Source organism: Aquimarina sp. AD1, assembly GCF_003443695.1.
GTDB lineage: Bacteria > Bacteroidota > Bacteroidia > Flavobacteriales > Flavobacteriaceae > Aquimarina > Aquimarina latercula.
Genome location: NZ_CP031966.1, coordinates 2,693,875 through 2,719,779, shown reverse-complemented (window position 1 = coordinate 2,719,779; position 25,905 = coordinate 2,693,875). Strand labels below are relative to the sequence as shown.

Here is a 25,905-nt window from a genome sequence, read left to right as displayed (position 1 = left end):
TGGGAGGTGAGTACCGATATGTTTGAATGAGTAAAAACTAGTTGTGATTAATGACGTTCGTAATTAGACTCCACCAGAATTGCCCACGATGGTAAATTCAGCATGCTTTACTACTGCTTTTCAGGTAAACTCTTATTTATGGTATAGTAGATTGTTCGGTTTTTAACTTGATAAATTGATTCCTTGTTTTTAGAAATTTAGTTAAGTGTTTTTTTAAAATTATTTGGTCAAATATTTTTCCTAATATGCTATAGGGGGTTGTATATTCTAAAACGTCAATCATCTCAGTTCCCTTTGATAATTCTTTAAAAATGTGTTGATGCTTAAAAGTTTTAAAATGGCCACTTATCATTTCATCAATAAAATAAGTAGAATGCCTTAATGATGTTATTTTACTTTGATGTTTTAGGTATAAACCAAAATGTTTTCCTCTCCAGGTAACTGTGTCATAGAGATCAATTAATCCAGAAGTTTTACCAGCAATAGCGACCTCTTTTGTTTTCGAAGCGGAACCCATGTGTATATCAATATTTCGAGCTGCATCAAAAACAACTTTAATCGGGGCTTCTATTTTGGTATATAATCGGATTGTGGTCATAACTTATTAGTTAATTCTTTAGTAGCGTTTACTAAATCTGGATATTTAAATTGAAAACCATTTTGTAATAGTTTTTTTGGAATAACGTTTCTGCTTTTTAAAATTAATTCAGTTTCGGTTTTAATAATACGTGCACCAATTTCCAAAAGTGGTTTAGGTAGTGGAATTCCAAAAGGAACTTTTGTTACGTTTCGTAATGTTTTCATAAGATTATTATTGTCCGTTGGTTTAGGTGCAACGATATTAATAGGACCTTGGATCTCTTCATTTTCTATAATAAATTCTAAACTTCGCGCAAAGTCAGTTTCGTGAATCCAACTAAATTTTTGATTTCCTTTTCCTTGTTTTCCACCAAAACCAATTTTTACTAAATTGATAATAGGTTGCAATGCACCACCATTTTTTCCTAATACTATAGAAGTTCTGAGAGCTACTTTTCTAGTTTTTGGAGTTTTATGCGTAAAAAAAGCATTTTCCCAATTGGTAGCTACATTAACAGAGAAGCCTGTTCCAATTTCGCCATCGATTTCATCCATTTCTTTATCTAAAGAATGTCTATAGATGGTTGCTGTGGATGAGTTAAGCCATACTTTTGGTGGATGTTCACAAGATGCTATAGCTTCACCTAATATATTCGTAGATACGACTCTAGAAGAAAGAATTAGATCTTTGTTTTTTTGATGATATCTACAGTCTACAGATTTTCCTGTCATATTAATTAAAACATCAGATCCTTCTAATTCGTTTCTCCAAGCTCCTATAGTTTTACCATCCCAATGCTCATATTTAATAGTACCTTCAATTTTATTCTTTCCTCTGGTTAGAATGACAATGGTCTCAACTTTAGTTTTAAAATAATCGACGAGTACGTTTCCTAAAAAACCGGTTCCTGCAGCAATAACTATTTTTTTCATGTTTTTTAATTTAAAATAATAATATGGGTAGCCATAATAATCTATAGGTTATCCAGGTGACAGTTAGATACCCAGGTAATTTAAGTTTTTTGACTCTTCTAGTATGATCTAATATCATAAGACATACAACTAATAAGAAAAGTAAAATTTTAATTTCTAGAACAATTACTTCTTGTTTATACAACAATATCAAAGGGATTAATGCTAAAGATCCTAATAAAGAAACTGAAATCATATTATATAAGTAACTATGAATTTTTTTCTTTATAAAAATCATAATAATACTACCTTGCCAAACTAGTTGACCAGAACACATTACTATTTCTTTTATTAGATTGTCATTAGGAATTAACTCAGGGAGCTCTTTTGCATAATGATATAACACTAATGTCGATAGTAACGTAGCAATAATTATATATATCCAACGATATGTTATTTGAAGTAGACTCATAGGTTTATTTCTCGGCTGTTATAATATAGTACCCAAAACTTTTCATATGCAATCCAGAAAGTAAAGCAAATAAAGAACCTTTAAGATTTTTCCAACTTTGGAGTTTTAATTTTTCTCTCTTAAAAAACTTTCTGAAAATAAAACCCATAATAGCAAAAGGCACATGTAATACAGAAGGAGCTACTCTAAAAGAAATATCTTCTATGGATACATTTCTAAAACCGATTTGTTCTAAGGATTCTTTTACATTTTGTATGCTACCTAGACCTTCTAAACTCCATCCTTTACATAATTGCTGATAACAATAATGACTTCCTGGACATAATTGTTCTACATCTTTTTTAAGAAAAGCATCAGCTATAACTAATTTTCCACCTGGTTTAATAATCCTATATGCTTCTTTAAAAGCAACAGTACTATGTCCAGAATGGCAATAACTTTCTATAGCATATGCACTATCAAAACTGTTCGGAGTAAAAGAGGTACTATTATAGTTTTCATTAAGAATAAGACCATTCATATTTTTTAGTCTTTTATTCCCTTCAGTTACCTGAAAATCAGAAAGAGAAACTCCTAGGATATTGATTCTAGGATATTTGCGTAACCCATACTTCATGGTACCTCCTATTCCGCACCCTAAATCCGCAACAATGCCATTTTTTTTATTGAACTGTAATCGGTTAAAAACTTGATTATTCATTTCATTAAGCATTGTATCTCTTTTGAGTAATGTCGTTTTAAAAGGGATATAATACCCGAAATGCATATTAAAATCTTTACTCCAGAATTCATAATCTTCTGTTGCTTCGTCATAAAGTTCAATCAGTTTTTCTTTATTTGATTTTTGAAATCTAATTTTATGTAATAATGGAAGTGTAGTACTCATAATGATATGTTTTAATTATTGAACTTGAGGATTATTGGGTCTTATTACCTGAGTCACAATGGGAGTCTTTTGTTTGGATTTTTTTCTTCCTCTAAAGAATAGATACATATTTAAGAATAACATTAACCCTAAGTAGATAGAAAACCCACCAATTTTGAAGCTTAATATTTCTATTAAATTTTGATAAGTATCATTGAAATGGTAGCTATCAATTTTTAGAATTAATAATGCCCAACCAATATTTAAAAGGTAGAAACCTACTTCAAAAAGACGATTGGTTGCAATCGCGATATCATCTTTACCTTTAAAAATATCAATCATAAAAGTTTTTCCATTTTTGAATAAAGTTTTAGATACAAAGTATGTAAGTACAATTGCTATAGGTAAGTAGATGATGTATCCAATAAAAATTTTAGAAGTTTCCATATAGTTGTTGTATTTGTAGTTATTTAAAGTTTTTAATAAATTTTGTTATCCAGAATAAGTTGAAATAATGCAAGATTGCTAGTATACAGATAATGATTGCTGTGTTTTCTGATAAACTTTCTATCAGTTGGGAAATAGAATTTACAGTAGTCCAATCTGATAAAGTAATTACGGTATATCCGATATTTATGAGATAGTATCCTAGTAAGAGAATGTTGTTTACTCGTAAACAGAAATCCTTGTCGTTAGGAACCAAATGGGTTACAAAAACATTTCCGTTTCGATAGCAAACCAATCCTACTTTTATAATGATAAAAACAGTAATCAATATGTATATGCTATATGTAACTAGGTTTAAATTCATTAATGTTTATTTTACTTTTGTAAGTTATGTATACGGAGTATGATGCGATTAACATAGGTATGATGCAGATAAATAAAATATAAGGATCCATCACCATTGAATTAGTTCTCCAAGTATTAAATATATCTGTTGTCCATAAAAGGCCATATGTTAAAACTATGAACCAATATATTAGAAGGTGTCGTTTTATTTTGATATTAAGTTTTTTCCAATGGAATAATATTATTACTCCTAGAACAACCTGAATAACACCAAGTGCCATTTGAGCTAATAAACCTCCTATGATGGTAGTGTAAAGAATTAAGGTGATAATAAAACTCCATTTGTTAATGTTATGTATTGTTTTCATAATTCTAATAGTTTTAAAGTTTCAATAATTTTTGAAATATAATTTAAAAAAGAAAAGGAATTGCTTCCCTTATCTCTTTTATTATATTATGGTTCTTATTTAATTAGTTTCATCAAAGTTTTAGTAATCCAATTAGATTCTTGATTCACTATCTTATTCATCATTGTATCAGCACTATCCGCTAATTCGTATAAAGCCTTGGTTTGCTTAATTAATTCTTCTGTTTTTTTTGTTCCATCATCCTCAATCGCGGATACCTCTTTTAGTACTTTAATAACTGGCTTTATTTCTCGTCTGCTTCTTTCTTTTGCTACTTGTCTTGCGAGTTCTTGTACATCCTTTTCCGAAGCAAAATATTCCTTTCTCTCTCCCGGTTTACTTTCTTTAAAGACGATACCCCAATCCATAAGTTGGCGTAAATTCATACTTGTGTTTCCTCTGGAGATATGTAATTCTTCCATAATATCTTCCATAGATAAAGGATCAGGTGAGATCCATAGTAGCGCATGGATTTGTGCCATTGCTTTATTGATTCCCCACAAGGTACCTAATGACCCCCAGGTGGATATAAACTTATCTTTTGCTTCTGTGTAATTCATAGAGCAAATATATAATAAATTTTAAACTTTCAGTAATTTTTGAAAATTTAATTTTTTCAATTATGTTAAAGCCATAAGCTAAAAGGTTGTGGTACAGTTGTTTTTTTGTGGAGAAGCCGTTTTTATAACACATTGATTTTGTGTAATTTACAGATTAAATACTGACTTGTTAAGAATCAAAAAAAATGACTTTATTATTCTATTAATATTCCCTTGTTTTTTTTGAATATAAGAGTCATGGAAGATGAATATTAGATATGTTTGGTCTAGTTATGTGAGTAAATAGTGTTTTTAGATTGAAAAAAGTTCACTATTAAGTTAGGTCAGGTAATAAATGTTATTGTAGAATTACCTTATCATCATGTTTCGAATTGCATCAGAATATAGTAGCCTGATTAGAAGAGAAGTTAGTTGTTTGTACGCTAGTAATTAAATAAGACGATCAATATCCTCAGAACCTTAATCCAAAAAAGGTGCTTCTAAGAATTTTGAAGCACCTTTTTTATGAATAGGTTTTAAAAATTATTATTTAATCAATCCAGCACGTTTTAATAGTGCTTCAGGTTTTGGTTCTTGTCCTCGGAAACGTTTGTATAAAGTCATTGGATTCTCTGTACCACCTTGGGATAATACGTGATCTTTAAATTTAGTAGCTATTTCTTTATTAAAGATCCCATGTTCTGTAAAATATTCAAAAGCATCTGCGTCTAATACTTCTGCCCATTTATAAGAGTAGTACCCTGCAGAATAACCTCCTTGAAAAATATGAGAAAAAGAAGTACTCATGCAATTTTCTGCTACATCTGGATATAACGAAGTTCCTTCAAAAGCTTTCTTTTCGTGTGCTTTTACATCTTTGATATTACTTGGGTCTTGCGAATGCCAAGACATATCTAGTAACCCAAAACTTAGTTGTCTCATGGTTGTCATTCCTTCCATAAAAGTGGATGAATCTTTTATCTTTTGTACCATTTCCATCGGAATTACTTCTCCTGTTTCATAATGTTTAGCAAATAATTCTAGCGCTTCTTTTTCGTAACACCAGTTTTCTAAAACTTGAGATGGTAGTTCAACAAAATCCCAATACACACTGGTTCCTGATAGACCAGGATATGTTGTATTAGCTAACATTCCATGTAATGCGTGACCAAATTCATGGAATAAGGTAGTAACCTCATTAAATGTTAATAAAGATGGTTTGCTAGGTGTAGGTTTAGTAAAATTACACACAATAGAAATATGGGGTCTTATATTATGATCATCTTTTTTCATCTGTGGTTTATAAGATGTCATCCAAGCACCATTTCGTTTTCCAGATCTTGGATGGAAATCCGCATAAAAAACAGAAATAAAATTACCTTGAGTGTCAGTTACATTATAGGTCTTTACTTCTTCATGATATTTATCTACCTGATCTGTTTCTTCAAATTGTAGACCGAATAAATTCGAAGCTACTTGAAAAACACCATCAATAACATTCTCCAACTTAAAGTATGGTTTTAGCTTTTCATCGTCTAGATCAAAAAGTTTTTGCTTTAATTTTTCGGAATAGTATGCTCCATCCCATTTCTGTAATTGATCAATTCCGTCAAGTTCTTTGGCAAAATTTTCTAATTGTTTAAACTCTCTTTCCGCGGCTGGTTTAGCTTTATCAAGAATTTCATTTAGGAATGAGAATACTTTTTCTGGAGTTTCTGCCATGCGTTCTTCTAAAACATAATTGGCATGAGAAGTGTATCCTAAAACTTGAGCACGGTTATGTCTTAATTGCGCTATTCGAAGAACAACTTCTTGATTATCTAATTCATCATTGTTAAAACCTTTAGAGGCAAATGCTAGAGATAATTTTTTTCTTAATTCTCGATTATCTGCGTATGTCATAAAAGGAATATAACTAGGGTAATCGAGAGTAACCATCCATCCTTGTTTTTCCTTAGATTCGGCAAGAGCTTTTGCCGCTTCTTTAGCTCCTTCTGGTAAACCAGAAAGTTCGGATTCTTTAGTTAATAACATTTCGAACTTGTTGGTTTCTGCAAGTACATTTTCTCCAAATTTTAAACTTAATTGAGAAAGCTCTTTATCAATTTCTCTTAGTTGTTCTTTTTTGTCAGTAGGAAGATTTGCACCATTTCTAGAAAATGATTTATATCTTTTTTCTAACAAAGTAGTTTGTTCAGGAGAAAGATTTAGTTCATTCTTAATGCTATATACAGCTTCAATTTTTTTGAAAAGATCTTCATTTAAAGCAATATCATTTCTAAACTCAGAAAGTAATGGAGAAGCTTGTTGAGCGATCTTTTGAATCTCGTCGTTAGTTTCTGCACTATTTAGATTAAAAAATATGCTCGTAACTCTATCTAATAATTCACCACTATATTCTAACTTCTCTATTGTATTAGAAAAAGAAGGAGACTCAGAGTTTTTAACTAAGGTGTCTACTTCTTGTTTAGCAATTGAGATTGCATTTTTAATAGCGGGTAAAAAATGTTCAGGTTTTATTTTAGAAAAAGGTGCTAAGTCGAATAATTCTAATAATGGGTTTTTCATTATTTATCTATATTTTTTTATGAATAATGTGTGCTTTTGTCGAAAAACTGTGTTCGTTGTCGATAAATGCCTTTCTAATTGTTTTATTTTTTGACACCAACGTATAGGATACGATTACATTTGTGTAGGTTTATTAGTAATGGTCTAAACAAAGTAATAAACACATTATTGTAATCAGGGGTATGGATATCAATAATACGCTTTGTGAAGACCAAATATATTGAAAGAGCTACAATTATTGTAGCTCTTTTTTGTTGATTTTTGGTTTACAACCTACTATTTTGATAGAGAATATTGAAAAATGTATGTTTTTTCTAAAAAAAACATGCAATAAACGCACGTTTTATGCGTTTTAACGGTATAATATGTAATTTATCGAAAATGTTAATAAGTTTTGACAGATAATTATTGCGTAATTAAAGTAAGGGATTACCTTTGTATCAGGTTTTAAGAGTATGGTCTTACGATGAATTTTTTGTGTAATATATTTAAGTTGGTTAATAAATATTGTTATATTCTATTGTAAGACCTGATATTGGAAAGAGTCGCTGAGGAGCGGCTCTTTTTTTTTCGATACTCTTTTTTACTTTTTTATCTGTTTTGCCCCTTCGATTACTTTTTGTTTAAGACCTTCTTTATAAACTAAAATTTTATCCAATACACAAGTGTCGGATGCTCCGATAATTTGCGCTGCCAGAATCCCTGCATTCATAGCGCCATCTAAAGCTACAGTTGCTACAGGTACACCTCCAGGCATTTGTAATATAGAAAGAACAGAATCCCAGCCATCAATAGAATTTCTAGATTTTACAGGTACCCCTATAACCGGTAGCGGAGATAAAGAAGCAACCATTCCAGGAAGGTGTGCCGCTCCACCAGCGCCAGCAATAATAACAGAAATACCTCTAGTATGCGCTTTTTTACTATAATCAAATAATTTTTCAGGAGTGCGATGCGCCGATACAATATCCACTTCTACTTCAATATCAAAACCTTGTAGAATTTCGATTGCTTTTTCCATCACTGGCATATCACTTGTGCTTCCCATGATGATTCCTACTTTACTCATGTATCTAATTTTATTATATTTTTTAAAAATTCAATAAGAATATATTATTAAGCTAGAAATAATGAATGGACTTATTCACTAACTACTTTTATGGTTTTCTTTACTTTTTCTGCAATTTCTCGGGCTTCAGCTATATCCTCATTTATGATAGTTACGTGTCCCATTTTTCTAAAAGGACGTGTTTGTTTTTTTCCATAGATATGAGGAGTAACACCTTTCATTTTCATAATAGTATCGATATTTTCATATACAACATTTCCTGTATACCCTTCAGCACCAACAAGGTTCACCATTATTCCGGCAACTTTACTTTCCGTATTCCCTAGTGGTAAATCGAGTATTGCTCGTATATGTTGCTCAAATTGATTGGTATAACTTGCTTCGATACTATAATGGCCACTATTATGAGGCCTTGGAGCTACTTCATTAACTAAAATTTCATCATCTTTTGTCTGAAACATTTCGACAGCTAATAAACCTACGTGCGTAAAAGCTTTAGAAACATTCTCGGCAATTGTTCTTGCCTTTTCAGCTATCTTATCATCTATCCTAGCGGGACAAATAACATATTCTACTTGATTTGCTTCTGGATGAAATTCCATTTCTACTACAGGATACGTTTTAATCTCATCCTGAGGATTGCGTACTACAATTACTGCTAGTTCATTTTTAAAATCAATCAGTTTTTCGGCAATACACTCTGTGTCAGGTAGTTTGGCTATATCGGCACCTGTTCTAATAATAGAAACTCCTTTTCCGTCATATCCACCTTGCGTACTTTTCCATACAAAAGGTAGTTTTACTTTTCCACTAGTAATACCTTCTGTTAAATGGGCTTTGTTAGAAAACTGGACGAAAGGGGCAGTAGGTATTTCTTGGTTCTTGTAAAATAGTTTTTGCTTCCCTTTATTTTGAATTTTTTCTAATGTTTTAGAATCAGGATATACTTTTTTTCCTTCTCGTTCTAGTCTGGCTAATGCCTTAGTGTTGACCGTTTCGATTTCAAAAGTTAGTACATCTACTTTCTTGCCAAAGTTGTATACAGTATCATAATCCATTAAATCACCTTGTTGAAAGTGATCACATGCAATTCTACAAGGAGCATCGGGGTTGGGGTCCAGAACATAAGTACAGATATCATATTTCCGAGTTTCGTAGAGCATCATTTTGCCCAATTGACCACCACCCAGGATACCTAACTTAAAGTCTGACGAAAAATAGTTTGTCATTTTTTGGAGTATCTTATTTTGCCTTAAGGAACAAAAATAAATTTTTAATAAGTAAAAACCTCAATATTGTACGGCAAATGCAGTAGATATCTATTATAAGTGTTGTTTGTAATCACTATCTTTGCGCCTTTGAAAACGAAACGGTTACTGTGATAATCTTACAAAGACAATGATTACACTACATGATTTACAGTTTACGCCATTTATTGCAGAGGATAAAATAACCAAAGCAATAGATAAAATATCCGATAAACTTAATAGAGATTTATCTGATAAGAAACCTCTTTTTATAGGGGTTCTTAATGGTGCATTTATGTTCGTGTCTGAAGTACTGAAAAGATTTGATTACGATTGCGAAGTAAGTTTTGTGAAATTAGCGTCTTACGAAGGAACAGAAACTACTTCTTCTGTTCAAGAACTTATTGGATTAAAGGAAGATGTAACGGATAGAACAATTATAATTCTTGAGGATATTGTAGATACCGGAAATACTGTTGTAGAATTATTAAAAATGTTTAAGGATAAAGGATGTAAAGAGGTAAGAATTGCCACTTTATTTTTTAAACCTGAAGCATATACTAAAAAATATACGATAGATTACATAGGGATTGAGATCCCAAATAGATTTATTGTAGGATACGGACTAGATTATGATGGTTTAGGTCGTAATCTTACAGAAGTTTACCAATTAAAACAAAACAACATGACAAATTTAGTGTTATTCGGACCTCCAGGAGCAGGAAAAGGAACACAAGCTGAAGTTTTAAAAGAAAAGTATGATCTAGTACATATTTCTACAGGAGATGTGTTTAGGTATAATATAAAAAATGCTACAGAATTAGGGACATTAGCAAAATCATATATTGATAAAGGACAATTAGTGCCAGATGAAGTGACAATTAATATGTTGAATGCTGAGGTAGATAAAAATCCAGATGCTAAAGGTTTCATTTTTGATGGGTTTCCTAGAACAGAAGCTCAGGCAGAATCATTAGCAGAGTTACTATCTTCTAAAGGAGCAGAAGTTAGTGCAATGGTTGCTTTAGAGGTAGATGATGAGGTGTTAGTTAATCGTTTATTGGAAAGAGGAAAAACATCCGGTCGTCCTGATGATGCTGATGAAGGTGTAATCAGAAATCGTATTAAAGTATATTATAACGAAACAGCAATACTAAAGAATTACTACCAAAAACAAGATAAGTATTTTGGAGTTGATGGAGTAGGTGGTATCAGTGAAATTACTGATCGATTAAGTAGTGTTATAGATAAATTATAGATTTATTATTGCAGAGTAGTAAATCTCTGTTTTTAGTAAAAGGTTTCAAATTCAAAAGGTTCTGATCTATTGGTTAGAATAATTAGGTAGCGTATTATGACAGAAGGAAATTTTGTAGATTATGTAAAGTTACATGTTACTTCCGGAAATGGAGGTAAAGGATCTGTGCATTTACATAGAGAGAAATATATTACCAAAGGTGGTCCCGATGGAGGAGATGGTGGACGTGGAGGTCATGTTATCATAAAAGCGAATCCAAATATGTGGACGCTTTATCATCTAAAATTTAAAAGACATTTTAGAGCGGAACATGGAGGACACGGAAGTAAAAACAGGAGTAGTGGTGCTGATGGAGGTGATGTATATGTAGATGTCCCTTTAGGAACTGTGATCCGCGATACAGAAACCCAAGAAATTTTACACGAAATTACAGAAGAAGGACAGGAAATTGTCATCGCTGAAGGTGGAATGGGTGGTCGTGGAAACTGGCATTTTAAAAATTCGGTGAATCAAACTCCTAGATATGCGCAACCGGGTATAGAAGGACAACAATTTGATATCACATTAGAGCTAAAAATATTGGCGGATGTAGGTTTAGTAGGTTTTCCGAATGCCGGAAAATCTACTTTGCTTTCTGTTATTACATCAGCAAAACCTAAGATTGCGGATTATGAATTTACCACACTCAAACCAAATTTAGGAATTGTAGAGTATAGAGATTTTCAAACATTTGTGATGGCTGATATTCCTGGAATCATAGAAGGAGCTGCTGAAGGTAAAGGAATTGGTCATCGATTTTTGAGACATATAGAACGGAATTCTACATTATTGTTTTTAGTTCCTGCAGATGCTCCAGATATTAAAGAACAATATGAAATCCTATTGGATGAATTAAGAAGGTATAATCCGGATTTATTAGACAAAGAACGATTGATAGCTATCTCTAAATGCGATATGTTGGATGATGAACTGAGAACGGAACTAAAATCAGAGCTAGATGCTCAATTGAATGTTCCGTATTTATTTATTTCTTCTGTTGCTCAACAAGGTTTGCAAGAGCTTAAAGATAGACTTTGGCAAATGCTAAATGACTGATATTTCTTATTTAATAGAATATCCATCTTTTAATATTCCATCTGCTTCTTTTGGATGCTTTTTAATATAAGCAGCTACGAATGGACAAAGTGGTATCATTTTATATTTTTTTTCTTGTATATATTGTAATGTCTTCTTTACAATAGTACTCCCTAACCCTTTTCCTTCCATTGATACAGGGACTTCAGTGTGGGTAAGGTATATAGAATTATCACTAGTAAGTATATATTCTATAAATATAGTTTCATTTTCGACCTTGAGTTCGAATCTCTTTTTAGGGTGATCAGTATTATTTATTAACTCTAGTTGTGACCAGTTATTCTTTTTCATAATTAATGATTGTAGTTATATTGTAAAGCTAAAATATAAAAAGACATCAATGACTTAATCAATGGTTAAAGCTACAATACCAAGTTTTAATGTACTTCTTTAAAACAACTGATCAATTTCTAGATATTTTTCTTTTATTAAACTTAAACCAAATGCTGCTGCAGATGCAGAAAATACTGAGTAATCTAAAGGAGCCTTAATACCTAATGTAATTGTCATAGAAATTCCAAAGATTAGTAATAAAACTCCACTAGCTTTTGCAAATAATGAAGTTTTGAATCCTATAAGTAAGAAGATTGACAATAATACCTCTGCTAGCGTGGCTATGATACCAATAACATTAATAATAGATTCGGGAGCCCAAGGATTTAGCAGTTTAGTGTATTCTAGAAAATTACCCCAAGTTCCCCAGGCAGAATTTTCTTTTGACCAAAATCCAAATCGGTCTGCTACTGCAGAAATAAAACCAATAGCGATACTAACTCTTAAAAAGAGTTTGATATAAATGATTTTCATAAGAAAATAACTAACGGTTTTTTATTCTTGTGATGGTGCAGGGGTTAGCAATGTAGCAACTCCAATTCTATTCCAAGCATTGATTCCGCATATAGCCATAATGATATCGATTACTTTTTCTTCTCCAAATGTATTGATCGCTTTTTGATATAAGGTTTCTGATAATCCATTATTAGAAATAAGAGTAATTTCTTCAGTCATTGCTATAATGATTTGCTCTTCAGATGTAAAAAATGGAGAATCTCGCCATACAGGTAACGCGTGGATACGATATTGTTTTTCACCTTTTTCGATAGCTTCTTTTATGTGCATTTGTATACAATAGGCACAACCATTGATTTGAGAAGCTCTTATTTCAATCAATAAAAACTCTAGATCTGTTAAGGTACTTTTTTTGCAATTTTTATGTAAATCAAACAATGGTTGGTACGCACTTGGTTTAATCTTACCGATATCTATTCTATCTGCTTTCATAAGTATGTTGTTATTTGTTTAAAGCAAAATTCAACATATGAAATGATGAAAAACTTAATCTAGATTAAGAAACATATTAAGAACGCTTTTTTGCTCTTATTTTACTTAAAAATTCTGGAGTAAATCCTAAATAAGAAGCTAACATGTACTGTGGAACTCGCTGTACAAACTCTGGATTATATTTATAAAAGGTGTTATATAATTCTTCTCCTGATAGGTTGAACATATATTGTATTCTTTTTTGATCGGCTATTCTAACTCGTTCTTGAATAATTCTAAAATATTTATTGATTTCCAAAGAGTTTTGTAATATACTATCTAGGTTAGATCTACTGATTTTTAAAATTACAGCATCTTCGGTAGCTTGGATATTAAGTTGTGTTTGAGTTTTATTAATAAAACTATCAAAATCCGTTAACCACCAATCTTCTATGCCGAAATTCACTGTTTTTTCTACCCCTTTTTTATTGACGAAAAATGATCTAAAACAGCCTTTTACAATGAAATGATTATGATTACAATGATTTCCTTCTTTTAAAATAAATTGTTTGGGAGCAATATTTTCAATTTCAACAAGGTTTATGAAATTAGTTATTTCTTTTTCTGATGGATGTACAAACCTTAGGATGTGATTTTTTAAAGATGCTGTCATTGTAGTGAATAAATAAATACATTATTTAATGGAGTGATCTATTTTTTTACTTTTAAAATTAGAAAATGGTCGTCCATAACATTCCCAGTAATGATAAGATTTTTATAAGGTGTAGCCACAGTGGATCCAGACATTCCCGTTCCGTCATCTGTATATTGTTGTTTAATGGTATAGTCATTCTTTCCGTTGTAGGTGATTTTTATAATTTCTGAAGGAGAGGTTTCTTTTTTACCTTTAGCATAAGATCCAAAGCGCAATAGATTAGGATGGGCTCCTATCCACAGATTTCCTTCAGAATCAATTTCAATATTATCTACTCCTGTATTACAAGGAATGTCTTCTATGAATTCTAGCGTACCATCATCTTTTTTAGTATATGCTTTGACCAAAAAAGCTCTTGGAGACGCTACATATAATAAGTTACGCTTACGGTCAAAATTAATTCCGTTGGCATAGGCAATTCCGTCTGCAACTTCTATATAGTTTTCTCCATCATAGTACAAAACATTAGAAATAGAAAGTCCCAGATACTCCTCTAATATTTTACCAAATCCATCCGTATATTTATGATCGTTTGTTATATAGAATCGGTTTTCATCAATAAGAACTAGATCGTTTGGACTAATTAGTGAAGGATGCTTAAGAGTTTTTTTGTGAATCAGGTTTTTATCCTGCATCGAAAAAACTTCTATAGAATGCCCTTTTGGAGTATGATTAATAGCCATAATTGTATAGGTGCTATCTTTTTTAATCATCGATATACCGTGTGGAGCAAAAGGTTTATTAAAAGAAGAGGTAAGATTAGTTAAATTAAAACTATTGTCTTTGAGATCCATAAAATATAAAGCTCCTTTTTCTTCCATAATAGGAGGGTAGATTTCTCTATTGGTAGATGAAATTAGCGCAAAACCTTCTGATATATTTACCGTAATATCTTCGGCACCTTTGATAGAAATCTCTTTTAAAACTGTTCCTTCAAAATTGTTTTCTACAGACCTAAAAAAACCAGTTGATATTAATATATGTACTACAAAAATTAGTAGTATTAGTAAAAGCGATAGTGCGATTCTTTTTGTCAAAAGTTTCATATGTTACCAGTCATATTATTTTTTACTGTTACTTGGCACCGGAGGAGGACCTTCGGGAACAATAGCTTCATAGACTTCATCTCCTTTACGTTCTTTGTATTCTGCTTTTACCTTTTCTAATGCTTCTGGATTTTCATAAAGATCTGTCATGGTCATTGCCATGGCTTTTGATGCATAAAGCATTCCTTTATGACCTATACTCATTCCGCCGCAAGCGACCACTGCCCACGAATGCCAAGGCGTGTCTTTTGGAGCAGTAGTTACTCCTAGATTAATATTAGGAACGTTCCAGCTTACATCTCCTACATCTGTAGAACCGCCTCCTGGATGTTCTTTAGTCTCTTCAAGAGGATTAATGGCACTGTCCATTCCTACTTGTTCTTTTTTAGTAACCTCTTGAATCTTTTTTCCAAAAGCAATTTCATCATTAGTATAAGTAATAGGCCCAAGAAGTTCTAGATTGTTTTGCATTAATTTCCCGCCTTCACGATTTACTAATACTTCATAAATACCTGATATTAAAGAGATTTTGTAGTCTACATTTGCCATAATTGCTGCACCTTCTGCCATTTTCTTTACTCGCTCATATACAGGCATCATTCCAGAACGCTTCGTGTCACGTACTCGCATCCATAACCTAGAATAATCGGGGACAACATTAACTACTTGTCCTCCATCCTGGATATGATAGTGCATACGAACTGTTGGTTTTACATGTTCTCTATAATAATTAATTCCAGTCGTATAAATTTCTAAGGCATCAGAAGCACTTCTACCATTCCATGGATCTGCAGATGCATGGGCTGCTTGTCCAAAAAATTCAATTTTAAAGTCTACAAGTGCTAATGAACTTTGCACATCTGCTTTGGTAGATGCAGAAGGGTGCCAGCTAATATTAGCGTCTACATCATTCCACAATCCTTCTCTTACCATCCATATCTTTCCAAAGTATTTTTCTTCACTTGGCGTACCAAAAAATTTCACGGTTCCTTTAATTTTTCCACTTTCTATCAATTCCTTTACAGCAATAGCTGCACCAAGACTTCCTGCTCCAAAAAGATTATGCCCGCAACCATGTCCTCCAGCTCCTTCTTTCAGTGGAGATTTGGTTGGTTGCGCTTTTTGTGAGATACCCGGTAATGCGTCAAATTCTCCTAACACACTTATTACAGGTTTTCCTGATCCATAAGTGGCAACAAAAGCTGTAGGCATTCCTGCTACTCCACGTTCTACAGTAAATCCTTGCTTTTCTGCATAATCAGCGAGTAGCTTGGAAGATTGATTTTCTTCGAAAGCAGTTTCTGCTAATGCCCAGATCTCATCGCTGATTTTAGTAAGCTCTTCTTGATGTTTTTCTATAGATTTTATAATAGCCTTTTTATTGTTGGAGAGTTTTTTTTGACTATAAATCGGAATAAATAATATAGCACATAAGAGAATACTTAAAAAGTTATTTGGTTTCATAATGGCTTGAATTAAATGAGTTTGCTTAAGATGATCATGTTAAAAATAACATTTTTTAAGTTGATAGTATATTTTAGATTGTACTTATTAGCATTCATTTTAATTAGAAAACACTGGTTTTTATACTAATTACGGTACAACCACAAGGGTGTGAAAACGCATACTAATTAGCTTCTTACGAATACTCATTTATTAACATTTGTTAACGTTAATTACAATAGTTTTAACCCGTTATCAAGTAATACTTTGATTATAAAATTGTTATCAATAACTAATAATTACTCCATTAAAATCAATTTAGAACATGAAGATTAAAAGTCTATTTAACGTTTTTTCACTTATCTTAATAATCACGTTTGTTTCCTGTGAAGGACTTGTGGTTAAGAAAGAATCTAAATCCTTAGATGATAAGTTAATTGCGCAAGCGGATATTCCTACTGTAGAAACGAATACTTCAACAATTAAGGAATTGATATCTTATGATATCGCTTTTGAGGAATTGAATAAAATAGTTCAGTCTTCTGAATATGCTACGAAATTTAACGGAACCAAATCATATACTGTTTTTGCTCCATTAAATGGTGCTTTTAAAAAATTGCCTGAAGGAATAATAGAAAAGCTTATCGAAGAAAAAAATGAAGAAAAGCTTTCTGCTATTATGAATTGTCACATCATTTCTGGGACAATAAATGAAGAAGACATCATTAAGGCTATTAATGATGGTGGCGGAAGTGTAAAATTAAGAACTCTTGGAGGGACTAGATTAATAGCGAGTAGAAAAAGAGGAAAAATTTATTTAATAGATAAAAATGGTAATGCCGGTAGGTTAATGAAAACCGATATAGAGGCTTCTAACGGTATGATTCATACATTAGAAACTGTAATGTTACCAAAAAAATAGGAAGAGCATAATTTCAATGTGTTTGTTTAAAACCGGAAAACCTCACAAGAGATAGAGTTGTGAGGTTTTTTTTATGAAGCATCACTAAATGGTACTTCGGATAGCGAATTTTTAATAAGATACATAGTATTATTCCTGAAATCAAAAACGGTATTAAACCTTTTTAGTAATTCATTTCCTAAAATATGAGTTTTGATTCCTGCCGGGTTTTCTCTGTTTAAAAGTTGTGTCGGTAATTTATGTATGTGTTGTCCAGCAATCTTTAGAGTAGGAATCTCAACTACTTTGGTTATGAATATATCTCCAGCGCCATTTCTTAACTGATTGGTTTTGATAAGATTTAAGTCCTTAGGGAATGATTGCTCACTTAATATGATACTGTCTAGGAGTAAGGCTTTTTGATATCCTGTGTCGAATAAAAAACGACTGTTATACTTTTTGTTTCTAATAGAAATTTCTCCGTTAAGACATAATATAGTTTTTACAACTTCGAGTTTCGTTTTTGTGTATCCTTTTAGATCGGGTAATTCATTGTGTACAGTCAAAAGATTTTTATCATAATCTAAGGATATTATTTTGTCTTTAAATAGATCCCAACCAAAACGGCCATCCGTTCCTTGACCAGAATGTTTTACAGGATATACTTCTAGATTATCCCATACTAATTCTCCTATTTGTAACGAGGCTGGAGTTTTGAGCTTTACATAGTTTTGTGTTGGAGTTATTTCTTTTTTGTGGTCCAATAAATTAGTTTTTTCTTTTATGGCTTCGTGAGTAAGTAGAAGACCCGTTGTTCCTGAATCAAATTTTAGAAATAATGTATCTCTACTGTTTAGGACCGTTTTTATTTTGATATTGTTATATGGAGTTAATTCAAATGGAATTTTTATGTTTTTAGTGTCTACAGTTTCCGAAATCTTCTTCTCTTGATTTTTGCAACCACAGAGTATAACGATCAGAGTTGCCATTAATAATAATGATCTAGGTATAATCTTTTTAGGTTTCATAGAATTGTTTTATGCTGTTTGTTTCTCCAAAAAATAAGATAAGATATCTTGTTCTAGGATTTAGCAACTGTTAGTTCTAAATTAATCAATACAAATATGATCAATATTTCTATGATAAAGTAAAGCAACCCGATAACAGTTAAATTTTCGTAAAAGTAGTATAGATATCCAATTGTAATAAAGCAGTATAAAAGATTAGCGTAAGCTATTATTTTTAGCAAAATATTCCAATTAACGGGTTTTAAGAAATAACAAGTCATAGAATACACCGAAAAAACCAAAGCAAAGATGGATAAAAAATAAAGTTCTTTTTTAGGCATCCCAATATACTCCTGAAACCTTGTTAATACCACAGCTAAAAAAAATAGCGTAACCAGCGCTCCCAATCCATCAATTAGAAAAAGTCGTTTAGGTTCTTTTCTTAAGGATTCAAGGAATGAAGAGAATTTAGAGGTCACTTTTTTTATTCTTGTTATTAAGATTTAAGTTTTTTTCTGCAATAAAAGATACTAAATTTTGAGCGAATTTAACCTGTTGATTAGGTACCTAACTCTTAGTAACATTAATAGTATAGGTTGCTACAATATCACCGTTGATTTTTAAATGAGTATCATAAATGCCTTTGTTTTTAAATGTATGTTTAAACGACTGGATATCATCAGATTTTTCTTTGTTGTAAATTTCTAATGTTCTTTCTTCAATGCCTATATAGTAAACTAATGCAATGTTTTTATCCGAAACAATTTTATTCGATTTAAAACTAAATATAACCTCTTGATCTTTATTTATTGATAGGTCCATATTTTGTGGATAAATAGGAGTGATGTTATTTTCAAATGTTTCTCCGTAGACTAATGGTGCATTTACAAAACTAATCGCTGTAATGTTTTCAGTCAATAACCATTTTTGTTTTATGGGGAAATGATTTTTTCCAAATAGTGGAGGAGCTGTTAAAAAATAACCATCATTATATGCTCTTACAAAAACGTTATATTCATTTAGATAACCACTAGACCAAGTAGCATCGCATAAATACCATTTATTATTTAGTAAAACTGCATTCCAAGAATGGTTTGCCATTTCTAATGTTTTGATGTTAGATTCCACAGATCTACCATATCCATCCACAATTTCTGCGGTTATATTAGACAAATGGCATAATTCTTTAATTAAATATGCATATCCTGTGCACATTGTCTTTTTGCGTTTTAATAATTTTTTAAAAGCAGTTTTTTTATATTTATGGTTCCACCTCATAAATGAAATGGAATCTTGTCTTAGTTTCTTTCTTTTTTTATTCACTTTGGTAAACTGCGTATTATCGCCTTTTATATTTTGACAAACCCACACATAGATCGCTCTAAATTTTTCGACTTCTGTAGGCAGTGAATTCGTAAGCTCATGTGCTAATAGTGGTAGATTCTCTAAAGAAGCTCCTTTGTGTAGTTTAGCAATATTATCCGCTCTGGTGAAATCGATATGCTTAAAGTCCGAGACTTGAGCATTTAAGTAATTACCAAAAAAAATGAATAAAAAAAGATAGAGACTAGTTTTCATAACAATGCAATTTGATTAATTTCTTTTTGAGCTATATACTTTTTTTACCGCAACTTTACCCATTAATACACAACCATCCATTTTTAAGTTTACTTTTAGAGCTATATCATTTGCGGATTTTTGATCTCTTATTACTACTTTTTTAGAGGTAAATCCTATATAACTAAATACTAAGACATCTCCTTTTTTAAGTGCTACTGGAAATTCGAAATTTCCATCAAAATCGGTAGATGTGCCTATGGTTGTTCCTTGTAAAACAATATTGGCGCCAGGTAAAGGAACTCCGCTTTCTGATACGATACCTTTTACGGTAATGTTGTTTTGAGCACTAGCGACCTTAAGTTCTGAAGGATTATTATCGGAGATTCTTGTTTTATTTTTTAGATCTTGTCCTTGTGTTTTAGTAAATGAAAACAAGGTTAAGAAAGCAAATGCGATACCGCTGATGTAACTAATACTTTTTCTCTTTACGCTATAGTTGTATGTTTTTAGTTGACTACTATTAAATCTACCACACGTATTTTTTGTAGAATTAGTTTTAAAATAATTAATGATCTCTGTAGAATTCATCTTAGAGAAATCGATGACTTCTCTGCTACAAGAATTACAGAATCCACCTTTTCTTGTTGAAGAAAAGTCGTTGAAATTTTCAGTACATGGAGTTTTGATGTTTAAGCTAAATTGATTCTTCATAGTATTGTTCTTTATAGTTAATACCTCAAACCTAGGATATCAATAGCTTTTATGAAACGTAGAATTAGAGAAAGCATCTTTACAGTCACTAAAGTGCTTGTTTTGGTTAGGGAGTATGATATTAACTATATATGTAATAGGACGAAAGAATTGATATAGGCTTCTTTTATAATCTAGATCAATAGTTAGTGCAGATCACTTTTATCTAGGCGGCTTTGCCGTTTTTGATTGATATACTAAAATTAGTAAAGAATATTATTAAAGTGATAAACACAGAACACGATCATTAAAAACATTTTTTTGATTAAATCCTTCGATCTTATTTTATGTTATTTGCCTTTATTGCAATAATCATAGGGCGGATGATAAACGATACGTTTCGGATGTGTACTTAGCCAAATATAAATATTTTACTCTTATGATTTCTGCAAATGCCTATCGCAGGACTACAATTTTAAAAATATAGGATAAGACATTAGTAGTGAATTTTATATTTGGCGATTTTGTAAATAACCGTAAACACTTCCGTTAAATATAAAAACCTTGTGTTTCTTTATACATTATTATACATAGATTTTATTATTTAACTATTAAAGCCAACCATAATACATATATACTAATGCAACAGTATCAATAAATCCGTGAACAGCAATATTGAACCACAAATCGCTCTTGCGGATATGAAAAATAACAGCTAAAAGCATACCTGTAATACCTGATAAAATCTGTCCACTTATTCCTTGATATGCGTGTAGCCAGCCAAAAAGAAATCCAAATAGTAGGATATTAATGACAAGACTAATCCTACTTGATCCAAAAAACTTAGTGAATTGTCTCATTAGATACCCTCTAAATACAATTTCTTCGCCGAACGCAGCCGAAGCCCAAATAAGAGCAAGTAAGCTTAATGAAGCAGGCAAGTTCCCTTCATAGGATTCAAATTCAGAAAAGTCTATAGGTTTCCCTGTTAGATAGGTAACGCCTGGCATCAAGACATAGCCATAAAATAAGAAGATAACTATACCCAAAAGTGGTGCTACAATTAACAGCCTTTTTATATTTAAATTTTTACGCTGAAAACCTAAAGAGCTAAAAAGTTCCTTTTTGTATTCAACCGCACTTGCTATTATTAATAATAAAGCGGCTATCATCATTTGAAAGGATCCTGATAGGTATAAAATATAACAAATGATTATTGCGATTACCGGTGTCAATTTTGTTGTAAAAAAGCTTTTGTTCATTTTTTTATCGTTTTTAATTTTAAGCGAAGTAATAACGATAAAGCAATATAAACAGTGATCTACGGCTTGTTTTTACTGAATGGTATCAAAATAACAGCTGAATAATCATTACATTTTATAGCTTACTCTTAAACCAGTTCATAAATTCTTGTTTTTTATATCTACTGATATTTATTTGAAAAGCTTTTTCATCAGAAACTGTGGGTTTGAGTAAGACTGATAACTTGCCGTTTTCTATAGATTTTATTTGTTCAACAGCACGAGTGTGAAGTATAGTTTGTCTATTGGCTCTATAGAAACTTTGTTTGTTGACTTCATTTTCGACTTCGTTGAGGGTAAAATCTGTTATAATGGAGGTTCCATCAGTTTTTGTTACATACACTATTTTGTTTTCACTATATATGAATGCAATTTCAGAATAGTTAACCAAGGTTGTTTTACCTCCTTGTTGCACTTTAAGAACGCCTTTTATCGAGGTAAGCTTGTGAAGGTTATAAATATCGGTAGAAAATAAAAGGGCAATTCCTAGCGTACAAACTAGTAGAGAGAGTGAAAGTCCTGTTAGTAAATGATAAATACTGTATGATTCAATTCCATTAATCAAACCGTTTAAACCAAAATAAAAGAAGAAATAGAGTATAGTGATATACCCTAAAGTTGAAAATAAGAAACGTAAAAGTAGTTGTATACTAATATTTTTAGTGAAGTATTTTTTTTTAAAATATATAAAATTAAAGCGAGCAATAAGAATCATTAGACCTCCACCAATAATAGAAACCACTATAGGAAATAAAGGAAATTCATAATCTTCATTAAATGGAAAATGTTTTGGTTCGAAAAGATGATTTAATACAATTGAAATTACTAAAAGTATAACACCATTTCTAACCCAGAAATTTGAAAAATTAATATTTTTTGTAAAAAAAATAACTATTGTTTTTATGAAAGATTTCAATCTGTCGTTCTAATTTTTAAAGTTTTATACACCTTGTTGTAAGCCGTTTCTTATTCGACTGGATTAATGAACTTAAGAACTTCATCTGCTACAAATTTTCCACTATTTGCGAAAGATGCTGTTATTAATCTATTTTGGGAATCAACAATTTCATAATTTATTTTCTTTTCGTGATTATATATTTTCAAATTAGCTCCTCTTTTTTTTAATTCAATTTCCATATCATAAGGTAATAATTTTCCAAAATCAGACTGTTTCATTATATTTTTTTCATTCCATGTAGGGAAACTGGTCATTGTTTTGTCTTTGACCAGATATTGACCCGATTTTAATTTCACATCGATAAGTGTAGCAGTTCCGTGACCAATTGTTCCGATAATCCCTCCTGAATCATATATTTCCGATATTGTATGAAGAACATCTGTATTTTTATGAGTGTCCCAAAATTGCCCATACCCACCAGGGATTATGACAGCTAAATATTCCTCTGAATTTACTTCTGACGGTTTTAAACTATTTTCTGTTTTATTTTTGAATAGTTCACTTTTGATAATTTTTTTGACTAAATCCGTAGTATCTCCGTTATGATAGATTGGGATTTTTCCACCTTTTGGTGATACAATATCAATTTCTATATTTTTTTCAGAAAATTTATTGAAGGGGATTGCCAATTCAATCAGATACGTTCCATTTGGTTCATTTTTCATCTTATCTACATTGGTTGTAATGAAAAGAATTTTCTTTTTTTCGATATTCCGTGTACAGGAAATACTTAAAATAAAGATTAATAAAAATGCCAAAATTTTATTCATAGTTCTGTTTTTACAAATTGCTTAGATTGTTTAATATATATGTCGTAGCAAGGCAAAATGTTACCTAATTTTTCGAATTAACACAGAGCCGAACTTTTGTTTTTAACTTTTCTGTTCTAAAAGTCAAATTTAAAAATTTAACGGTTTTTATAAGTAAGTACAAATCTATCGGTTTAGAATTTATTAGCTAGGTTTTATATATCCTGTTGTGCAACGTTTTCATTTGTGTTTATTTTACTAAGTATTAGAATTAAACCTAAAGAAAAAATTGATACACCCAATGCAGTATAGATTAAATTATTCCACAAGAAGTAGCCTAATCCCATGAAAATGGCTCCAAATACCGTTAGGATGTATCCAATAAGGTTTGACTTGATAAAATTTATAGCGTGAATTGTAAGTCCTAAAAAAAGTAAAGATGGACCAACATAAACAAATGGAAAAGCTATCGCTGGTGTGCTAGCTAATTGGTTTAAAAAGATATTTCTTGCATTATTATCATTTCCAAAACTCCACGAAATAAAGTCGATTGTATTTAGTCCAATAAATGCGACTACTCCTATGAATGTTAGTACAGAAGCGATTTTTCCGATTTTATTTTTTGGAAATACTTTATTGAAATTCAAGAGTAAAACTGCTCCAATCAAATTTAGCCAATGAGCAAAATCAATTGGTTTTTGACTGTGAGCAAATTCATTACCTTTTGTAAATATCCAATAACTTATAACGAATAAGCAAAGTCCGATTATGCAAATGATTTTTGATTTCATCGTAGTATTTGATTGATTAATATTTTCAAAAATTACATTTTTTTTAATATTTAAATACTTTATAAAGCTGAATTGTTGGATAATGGTGTTGAGTCGTCGTAATGAGATATAGTGCCGAATATATGCGATCATGCCTACTTATATTCTAGTAATCTGGGTTAAGAATAAGTACTGTTTATATTCGTTATTACGAATATATCACTTTATCTTAATCATGCAAATGCAGTAGTATATATTGCTGATATTTTGGTCATCAATATTAAACCATCATCCCAGTATTACATATATATAAAGTACTAGACAATATTAATTTTCTTCTTCTTCAATATCAGGAATATCGTTTCGATGATCACTTTCCATTTCCTTCCTTAGCTTTTTTAATCTTTTTTCATAATTTGGATCACAAAAAAATATAGCATTTGTTTTATTGATTGTTTCATTTGAAGCAGAGTTGTGATAATCAATTTTTCTTAATGTTGTTTTTACGGGTTCATTATCAAGGCAATTACATTTTATAATCCAATTAGCATTTTTATCATATTTATACTTAAATTTTTCATTTATACTAGAAACAGTTTCTGAATCGAAAGAAGTTTCCTTGTAACTTAAGATATTATTATGCTTATCATATGAATATGTTTTGAAATTTTTATATACAATGCTATCTCCTTTTTTATTAATCATTGTACGAGAAAGCAAATTACCTTTTAAATCATATTCATTAATTTTTTTTCTGATAGTATTGTCTGTGGGGTTAGTAATAATAGTACTTAATTTTTTGAAATTAGTATAAATTACCTCTATAACTAAATGGATTTTATCATTTTTATATTCTTCTGTATATTCTTTGGTTACAATTCCTTTGTTATTAAAAAAAGATGTAGTTTCTTTTTTTAATTCCTGATTGTTATATACCTTATATTTCTCTTTTAAAATTTTATTTTTCTCGTCATAAGAATATTCCCTCTTAAAAAATATTTTTTCATTACTGTCATAACAATCTATTGATTTCAAATTACTGCCATCATATGAAAAGTTACAGTTAGAAATCTTTTTGTTGTTGTATGATTTGTATTGGTAGTATACTTTTGAAATCCTACCTTTCGAATCATAAAAATTTTTCATGGGTAATGATGTAGATTTATAGCTCTTTAGAATTCCCGTATGGGTCATCATTTCTTTTCCGAAATGTGCGCTAATTTTATTTAATCTTCTATTTAAAGACGATTGTTGGTTATATTTAATGTCTATTAACGAGTCATTTTTGTCATAAATGTATTGGCACTTAACAACGTCTCCATATTTATTTTTCTCATATTCGTCAATAAGCATATTCTTTTTATTAAAAGACAAAACCCTGTGATCTTCTAGTTTAGATTGCTCTGCTAGTTTACCATTTGCTTCGAGTATAGCTATAAATATTAAAGAATATGACTTTTCTTCTACCTTTTTAACATCTCCTAATAAATCAAAATCACTTGTATAATCGATTAAATTTTGTCCAAATATTGAGCTATAACAAATAACAAAAAGTATAAATAGTATAGGTTTCATAAAATTATTTAACAGCGGTTTTGTATATAAAAAGTAGCAGATTTGTTTGCTAATTTTCCGTTGGCAAACAAAGATAGAAGAAAAGAAC

At 30.9% G+C, this 25,905-nt stretch carries 28 protein-coding genes; 3 read left to right on the top strand and 25 right to left on the bottom strand.

Going from position 1 to position 25,905, the window contains the following annotated elements:
• Nucleotides 1–136: 136 nt before the first annotated feature.
• The 11 genes from D1815_RS12125 to D1815_RS12075 form a co-directional block, all read right to left on the bottom strand.
• Nucleotides 137–598, bottom strand: a complete 462-nt coding sequence (locus tag D1815_RS12125) for an SRPBCC family protein (protein WP_118387227.1) — start codon at nucleotides 596–598, stop codon at nucleotides 137–139.
• Nucleotides 595–1,512, bottom strand: coding sequence for a TIGR01777 family oxidoreductase (locus tag D1815_RS12120; RefSeq protein ID WP_118387225.1), 918 nt, complete (start codon nucleotides 1,510–1,512; stop codon nucleotides 595–597). Before D1815_RS12120 ends, D1815_RS12125 begins: the two co-directional genes overlap by 4 nt.
• A 10-nt stretch (nucleotides 1,513–1,522) precedes the next feature.
• Complete coding sequence (locus tag D1815_RS12115) at nucleotides 1,523–1,963, bottom strand: hypothetical protein (RefSeq protein WP_118387223.1); 441 nt, start codon at nucleotides 1,961–1,963, stop codon at nucleotides 1,523–1,525.
• 4 nt (nucleotides 1,964–1,967) lie between these two features.
• Nucleotides 1,968–2,849: a methyltransferase domain-containing protein gene (locus D1815_RS12110; protein ID WP_118387221.1), complete on the bottom strand. Its 882-nt coding sequence runs from the start codon at nucleotides 2,847–2,849 to the stop codon at nucleotides 1,968–1,970.
• Between the two features lie 15 nt (nucleotides 2,850–2,864).
• Nucleotides 2,865–3,275, bottom strand: coding sequence for a hypothetical protein (locus tag D1815_RS12105; RefSeq protein ID WP_108802930.1), 411 nt, complete (start codon nucleotides 3,273–3,275; stop codon nucleotides 2,865–2,867).
• Nucleotides 3,276–3,294: 19 nt separating this feature from the next.
• Nucleotides 3,295–3,639: a hypothetical protein gene (locus D1815_RS12100; protein ID WP_118387219.1), complete on the bottom strand. Its 345-nt coding sequence runs from the start codon at nucleotides 3,637–3,639 to the stop codon at nucleotides 3,295–3,297.
• On the bottom strand, nucleotides 3,614–3,988 hold the full coding sequence (locus D1815_RS12095) for a hypothetical protein (protein ID WP_118387217.1): 375 nt from the start codon (nucleotides 3,986–3,988) through the stop codon (nucleotides 3,614–3,616). Before D1815_RS12095 ends, D1815_RS12100 begins: the two co-directional genes overlap by 26 nt.
• Before the next feature lie 95 nt (nucleotides 3,989–4,083).
• Entirely contained in the window at nucleotides 4,084–4,587 is a 504-nt protein-coding gene (locus D1815_RS12090) for a GbsR/MarR family transcriptional regulator (protein WP_118387215.1), read from the bottom strand.
• Between the two features lie 525 nt (nucleotides 4,588–5,112).
• Complete coding sequence (locus tag D1815_RS12085) at nucleotides 5,113–7,134, bottom strand: M3 family metallopeptidase (protein WP_118387213.1); 2,022 nt, start codon at nucleotides 7,132–7,134, stop codon at nucleotides 5,113–5,115.
• Nucleotides 7,135–7,717: 583 nt separating this feature from the next.
• A complete protein-coding gene (purE, locus tag D1815_RS12080; RefSeq protein ID WP_108802935.1) occupies nucleotides 7,718–8,203 on the bottom strand; it encodes a 5-(carboxyamino)imidazole ribonucleotide mutase in 486 nt (161 codons plus the stop codon).
• A 71-nt stretch (nucleotides 8,204–8,274) separates the two neighbouring features.
• On the bottom strand, nucleotides 8,275–9,432 hold the full coding sequence (locus tag D1815_RS12075) for a 5-(carboxyamino)imidazole ribonucleotide synthase (RefSeq protein ID WP_108802936.1): 1,158 nt from the start codon (nucleotides 9,430–9,432) through the stop codon (nucleotides 8,275–8,277).
• Between the two features lie 169 nt (nucleotides 9,433–9,601).
• On the opposite strand from D1815_RS12075, the gene D1815_RS12070 reads away from it, so the two are divergent.
• A complete protein-coding gene (locus D1815_RS12070) occupies nucleotides 9,602–10,708 on the top strand; it encodes an adenylate kinase (protein ID WP_108802937.1) in 1,107 nt (368 codons plus the stop codon).
• 96 nt (nucleotides 10,709–10,804) lie between these two features.
• Nucleotides 10,805–11,803, top strand: coding sequence for a GTPase ObgE (gene obgE / locus D1815_RS12065; RefSeq protein WP_118387211.1), 999 nt, complete (start codon nucleotides 10,805–10,807; stop codon nucleotides 11,801–11,803).
• Nucleotides 11,804–11,809: 6 nt separating this feature from the next.
• Here obgE and D1815_RS12060 read toward each other — a convergent pair whose 3' ends face one another.
• The 6 genes from D1815_RS12060 to D1815_RS12035 form a co-directional block, all read right to left on the bottom strand.
• Nucleotides 11,810–12,133, bottom strand: a complete 324-nt coding sequence (locus tag D1815_RS12060; protein WP_027392602.1) for a GNAT family N-acetyltransferase — start codon at nucleotides 12,131–12,133, stop codon at nucleotides 11,810–11,812.
• A 99-nt stretch (nucleotides 12,134–12,232) separates the two neighbouring features.
• Nucleotides 12,233–12,649: a DoxX family protein gene (locus D1815_RS12055; RefSeq protein WP_118387209.1), complete on the bottom strand. Its 417-nt coding sequence runs from the start codon at nucleotides 12,647–12,649 to the stop codon at nucleotides 12,233–12,235.
• Between the two features lie 21 nt (nucleotides 12,650–12,670).
• Nucleotides 12,671–13,123 (bottom strand): carboxymuconolactone decarboxylase family protein, encoded by a 453-nt coding sequence (locus D1815_RS12050; RefSeq protein ID WP_118387207.1) that lies wholly within the window; start codon nucleotides 13,121–13,123, stop codon nucleotides 12,671–12,673.
• Between the two features lie 76 nt (nucleotides 13,124–13,199).
• A complete protein-coding gene (locus D1815_RS12045) occupies nucleotides 13,200–13,775 on the bottom strand; it encodes a Crp/Fnr family transcriptional regulator (RefSeq protein WP_027392599.1) in 576 nt (191 codons plus the stop codon).
• Between the two features lie 38 nt (nucleotides 13,776–13,813).
• Entirely contained in the window at nucleotides 13,814–14,863 is a 1,050-nt protein-coding gene (locus D1815_RS12040; RefSeq protein ID WP_118387205.1) for an SMP-30/gluconolactonase/LRE family protein, read from the bottom strand.
• A gap of 15 nt (nucleotides 14,864–14,878) precedes the next feature.
• Nucleotides 14,879–16,327 carry an amidohydrolase gene (locus D1815_RS12035; RefSeq protein ID WP_118387203.1) on the bottom strand — a complete coding sequence of 483 codons (1,449 nt, stop codon included), beginning with the start codon at nucleotides 16,325–16,327 and terminating at the stop codon, nucleotides 14,879–14,881.
• A 304-nt stretch (nucleotides 16,328–16,631) separates the two neighbouring features.
• On the opposite strand from D1815_RS12035, the gene D1815_RS12030 reads away from it, so the two are divergent.
• A complete protein-coding gene (locus D1815_RS12030) occupies nucleotides 16,632–17,228 on the top strand; it encodes a fasciclin domain-containing protein (RefSeq protein WP_027392596.1) in 597 nt (198 codons plus the stop codon).
• Nucleotides 17,229–17,299: 71 nt separating this feature from the next.
• On the opposite strand, the gene D1815_RS12025 is transcribed toward D1815_RS12030, so the two are convergent.
• The 8 genes from D1815_RS12025 to D1815_RS11985 all read right to left on the bottom strand — a co-directional run bounded on the left by D1815_RS12025 (nucleotide 17,300) and on the right by D1815_RS11985 (nucleotide 25,817).
• On the bottom strand, nucleotides 17,300–18,235 hold the full coding sequence (locus D1815_RS12025; RefSeq protein WP_118387201.1) for a hypothetical protein: 936 nt from the start codon (nucleotides 18,233–18,235) through the stop codon (nucleotides 17,300–17,302).
• Between the two features lie 546 nt (nucleotides 18,236–18,781).
• On the bottom strand, nucleotides 18,782–19,792 hold the full coding sequence (locus D1815_RS12015) for a transglutaminase domain-containing protein (protein ID WP_118387197.1): 1,011 nt from the start codon (nucleotides 19,790–19,792) through the stop codon (nucleotides 18,782–18,784).
• A gap of 15 nt (nucleotides 19,793–19,807) precedes the next feature.
• Complete coding sequence (locus D1815_RS12010; RefSeq protein ID WP_027392593.1) at nucleotides 19,808–20,485, bottom strand: carboxypeptidase-like regulatory domain-containing protein; 678 nt, start codon at nucleotides 20,483–20,485, stop codon at nucleotides 19,808–19,810.
• Nucleotides 20,486–21,075: 590 nt separating this feature from the next.
• Entirely contained in the window at nucleotides 21,076–21,726 is a 651-nt protein-coding gene (locus D1815_RS12005) for a CPBP family intramembrane glutamic endopeptidase (RefSeq protein ID WP_118387194.1), read from the bottom strand.
• 115 nt (nucleotides 21,727–21,841) lie between these two features.
• Complete coding sequence (locus D1815_RS12000) at nucleotides 21,842–22,681, bottom strand: LytTR family DNA-binding domain-containing protein (RefSeq protein WP_118387192.1); 840 nt, start codon at nucleotides 22,679–22,681, stop codon at nucleotides 21,842–21,844.
• A gap of 50 nt (nucleotides 22,682–22,731) precedes the next feature.
• Nucleotides 22,732–23,493 carry a DJ-1/PfpI family protein gene (locus D1815_RS11995; RefSeq protein WP_118387190.1) on the bottom strand — a complete coding sequence of 254 codons (762 nt, stop codon included), beginning with the start codon at nucleotides 23,491–23,493 and terminating at the stop codon, nucleotides 22,732–22,734.
• Between the two features lie 194 nt (nucleotides 23,494–23,687).
• On the bottom strand, nucleotides 23,688–24,263 hold the full coding sequence (locus D1815_RS11990) for a hypothetical protein (RefSeq protein WP_035084928.1): 576 nt from the start codon (nucleotides 24,261–24,263) through the stop codon (nucleotides 23,688–23,690).
• 306 nt (nucleotides 24,264–24,569) lie between these two features.
• Nucleotides 24,570–25,817: a hypothetical protein gene (locus D1815_RS11985; protein WP_118387188.1), complete on the bottom strand. Its 1,248-nt coding sequence runs from the start codon at nucleotides 25,815–25,817 to the stop codon at nucleotides 24,570–24,572.
• Nucleotides 25,818–25,905 lie beyond the last annotated feature (88 nt).

Coding starts and splice junctions, on each gene's coding strand:
- D1815_RS12125 (WP_118387227.1), bottom strand. CDS start 598: ATGACCACAATCCGATTATATACCAAAATAGAAGCCCCGATTAAAGTT.
- D1815_RS12120 (WP_118387225.1), bottom strand. CDS start 1,512: ATGAAAAAAATAGTTATTGCTGCAGGAACCGGTTTTTTAGGAAACGTA.
- D1815_RS12115 (WP_118387223.1), bottom strand. CDS start 1,963: ATGAGTCTACTTCAAATAACATATCGTTGGATATATATAATTATTGCT.
- D1815_RS12110 (WP_118387221.1), bottom strand. CDS start 2,849: ATGAGTACTACACTTCCATTATTACATAAAATTAGATTTCAAAAATCA.
- D1815_RS12105 (WP_108802930.1), bottom strand. CDS start 3,275: ATGGAAACTTCTAAAATTTTTATTGGATACATCATCTACTTACCTATA.
- D1815_RS12100 (WP_118387219.1), bottom strand. CDS start 3,639: ATGAATTTAAACCTAGTTACATATAGCATATACATATTGATTACTGTT.
- D1815_RS12095 (WP_118387217.1), bottom strand. CDS start 3,988: ATGAAAACAATACATAACATTAACAAATGGAGTTTTATTATCACCTTA.
- D1815_RS12090 (WP_118387215.1), bottom strand. CDS start 4,587: ATGAATTACACAGAAGCAAAAGATAAGTTTATATCCACCTGGGGGTCA.
- D1815_RS12085 (WP_118387213.1), bottom strand. CDS start 7,134: ATGAAAAACCCATTATTAGAATTATTCGACTTAGCACCTTTTTCTAAA.
- purE (WP_108802935.1), bottom strand. CDS start 8,203: ATGAGTAAAGTAGGAATCATCATGGGAAGCACAAGTGATATGCCAGTG.
- D1815_RS12075 (WP_108802936.1), bottom strand. CDS start 9,432: ATGACAAACTATTTTTCGTCAGACTTTAAGTTAGGTATCCTGGGTGGT.
- D1815_RS12070 (WP_108802937.1), top strand. CDS start 9,602: ATGATTACACTACATGATTTACAGTTTACGCCATTTATTGCAGAGGAT.
- obgE (WP_118387211.1), top strand. CDS start 10,805: ATGACAGAAGGAAATTTTGTAGATTATGTAAAGTTACATGTTACTTCC.
- D1815_RS12060 (WP_027392602.1), bottom strand. CDS start 12,133: ATGAAAAAGAATAACTGGTCACAACTAGAGTTAATAAATAATACTGAT.
- D1815_RS12055 (WP_118387209.1), bottom strand. CDS start 12,649: ATGAAAATCATTTATATCAAACTCTTTTTAAGAGTTAGTATCGCTATT.
- D1815_RS12050 (WP_118387207.1), bottom strand. CDS start 13,123: ATGAAAGCAGATAGAATAGATATCGGTAAGATTAAACCAAGTGCGTAC.
- D1815_RS12045 (WP_027392599.1), bottom strand. CDS start 13,775: ATGACAGCATCTTTAAAAAATCACATCCTAAGGTTTGTACATCCATCA.
- D1815_RS12040 (WP_118387205.1), bottom strand. CDS start 14,863: ATGAAACTTTTGACAAAAAGAATCGCACTATCGCTTTTACTAATACTA.
- D1815_RS12035 (WP_118387203.1), bottom strand. CDS start 16,327: ATGAAACCAAATAACTTTTTAAGTATTCTCTTATGTGCTATATTATTT.
- D1815_RS12030 (WP_027392596.1), top strand. CDS start 16,632: ATGAAGATTAAAAGTCTATTTAACGTTTTTTCACTTATCTTAATAATC.
- D1815_RS12025 (WP_118387201.1), bottom strand. CDS start 18,235: ATGAAACCTAAAAAGATTATACCTAGATCATTATTATTAATGGCAACT.
- D1815_RS12015 (WP_118387197.1), bottom strand. CDS start 19,792: ATGAAAACTAGTCTCTATCTTTTTTTATTCATTTTTTTTGGTAATTAC.
- D1815_RS12010 (WP_027392593.1), bottom strand. CDS start 20,485: ATGAAGAATCAATTTAGCTTAAACATCAAAACTCCATGTACTGAAAAT.
- D1815_RS12005 (WP_118387194.1), bottom strand. CDS start 21,726: ATGAACAAAAGCTTTTTTACAACAAAATTGACACCGGTAATCGCAATA.
- D1815_RS11995 (WP_118387190.1), bottom strand. CDS start 23,493: ATGAATAAAATTTTGGCATTTTTATTAATCTTTATTTTAAGTATTTCC.
- D1815_RS11990 (WP_035084928.1), bottom strand. CDS start 24,263: ATGAAATCAAAAATCATTTGCATAATCGGACTTTGCTTATTCGTTATA.
- D1815_RS11985 (WP_118387188.1), bottom strand. CDS start 25,817: ATGAAACCTATACTATTTATACTTTTTGTTATTTGTTATAGCTCAATA.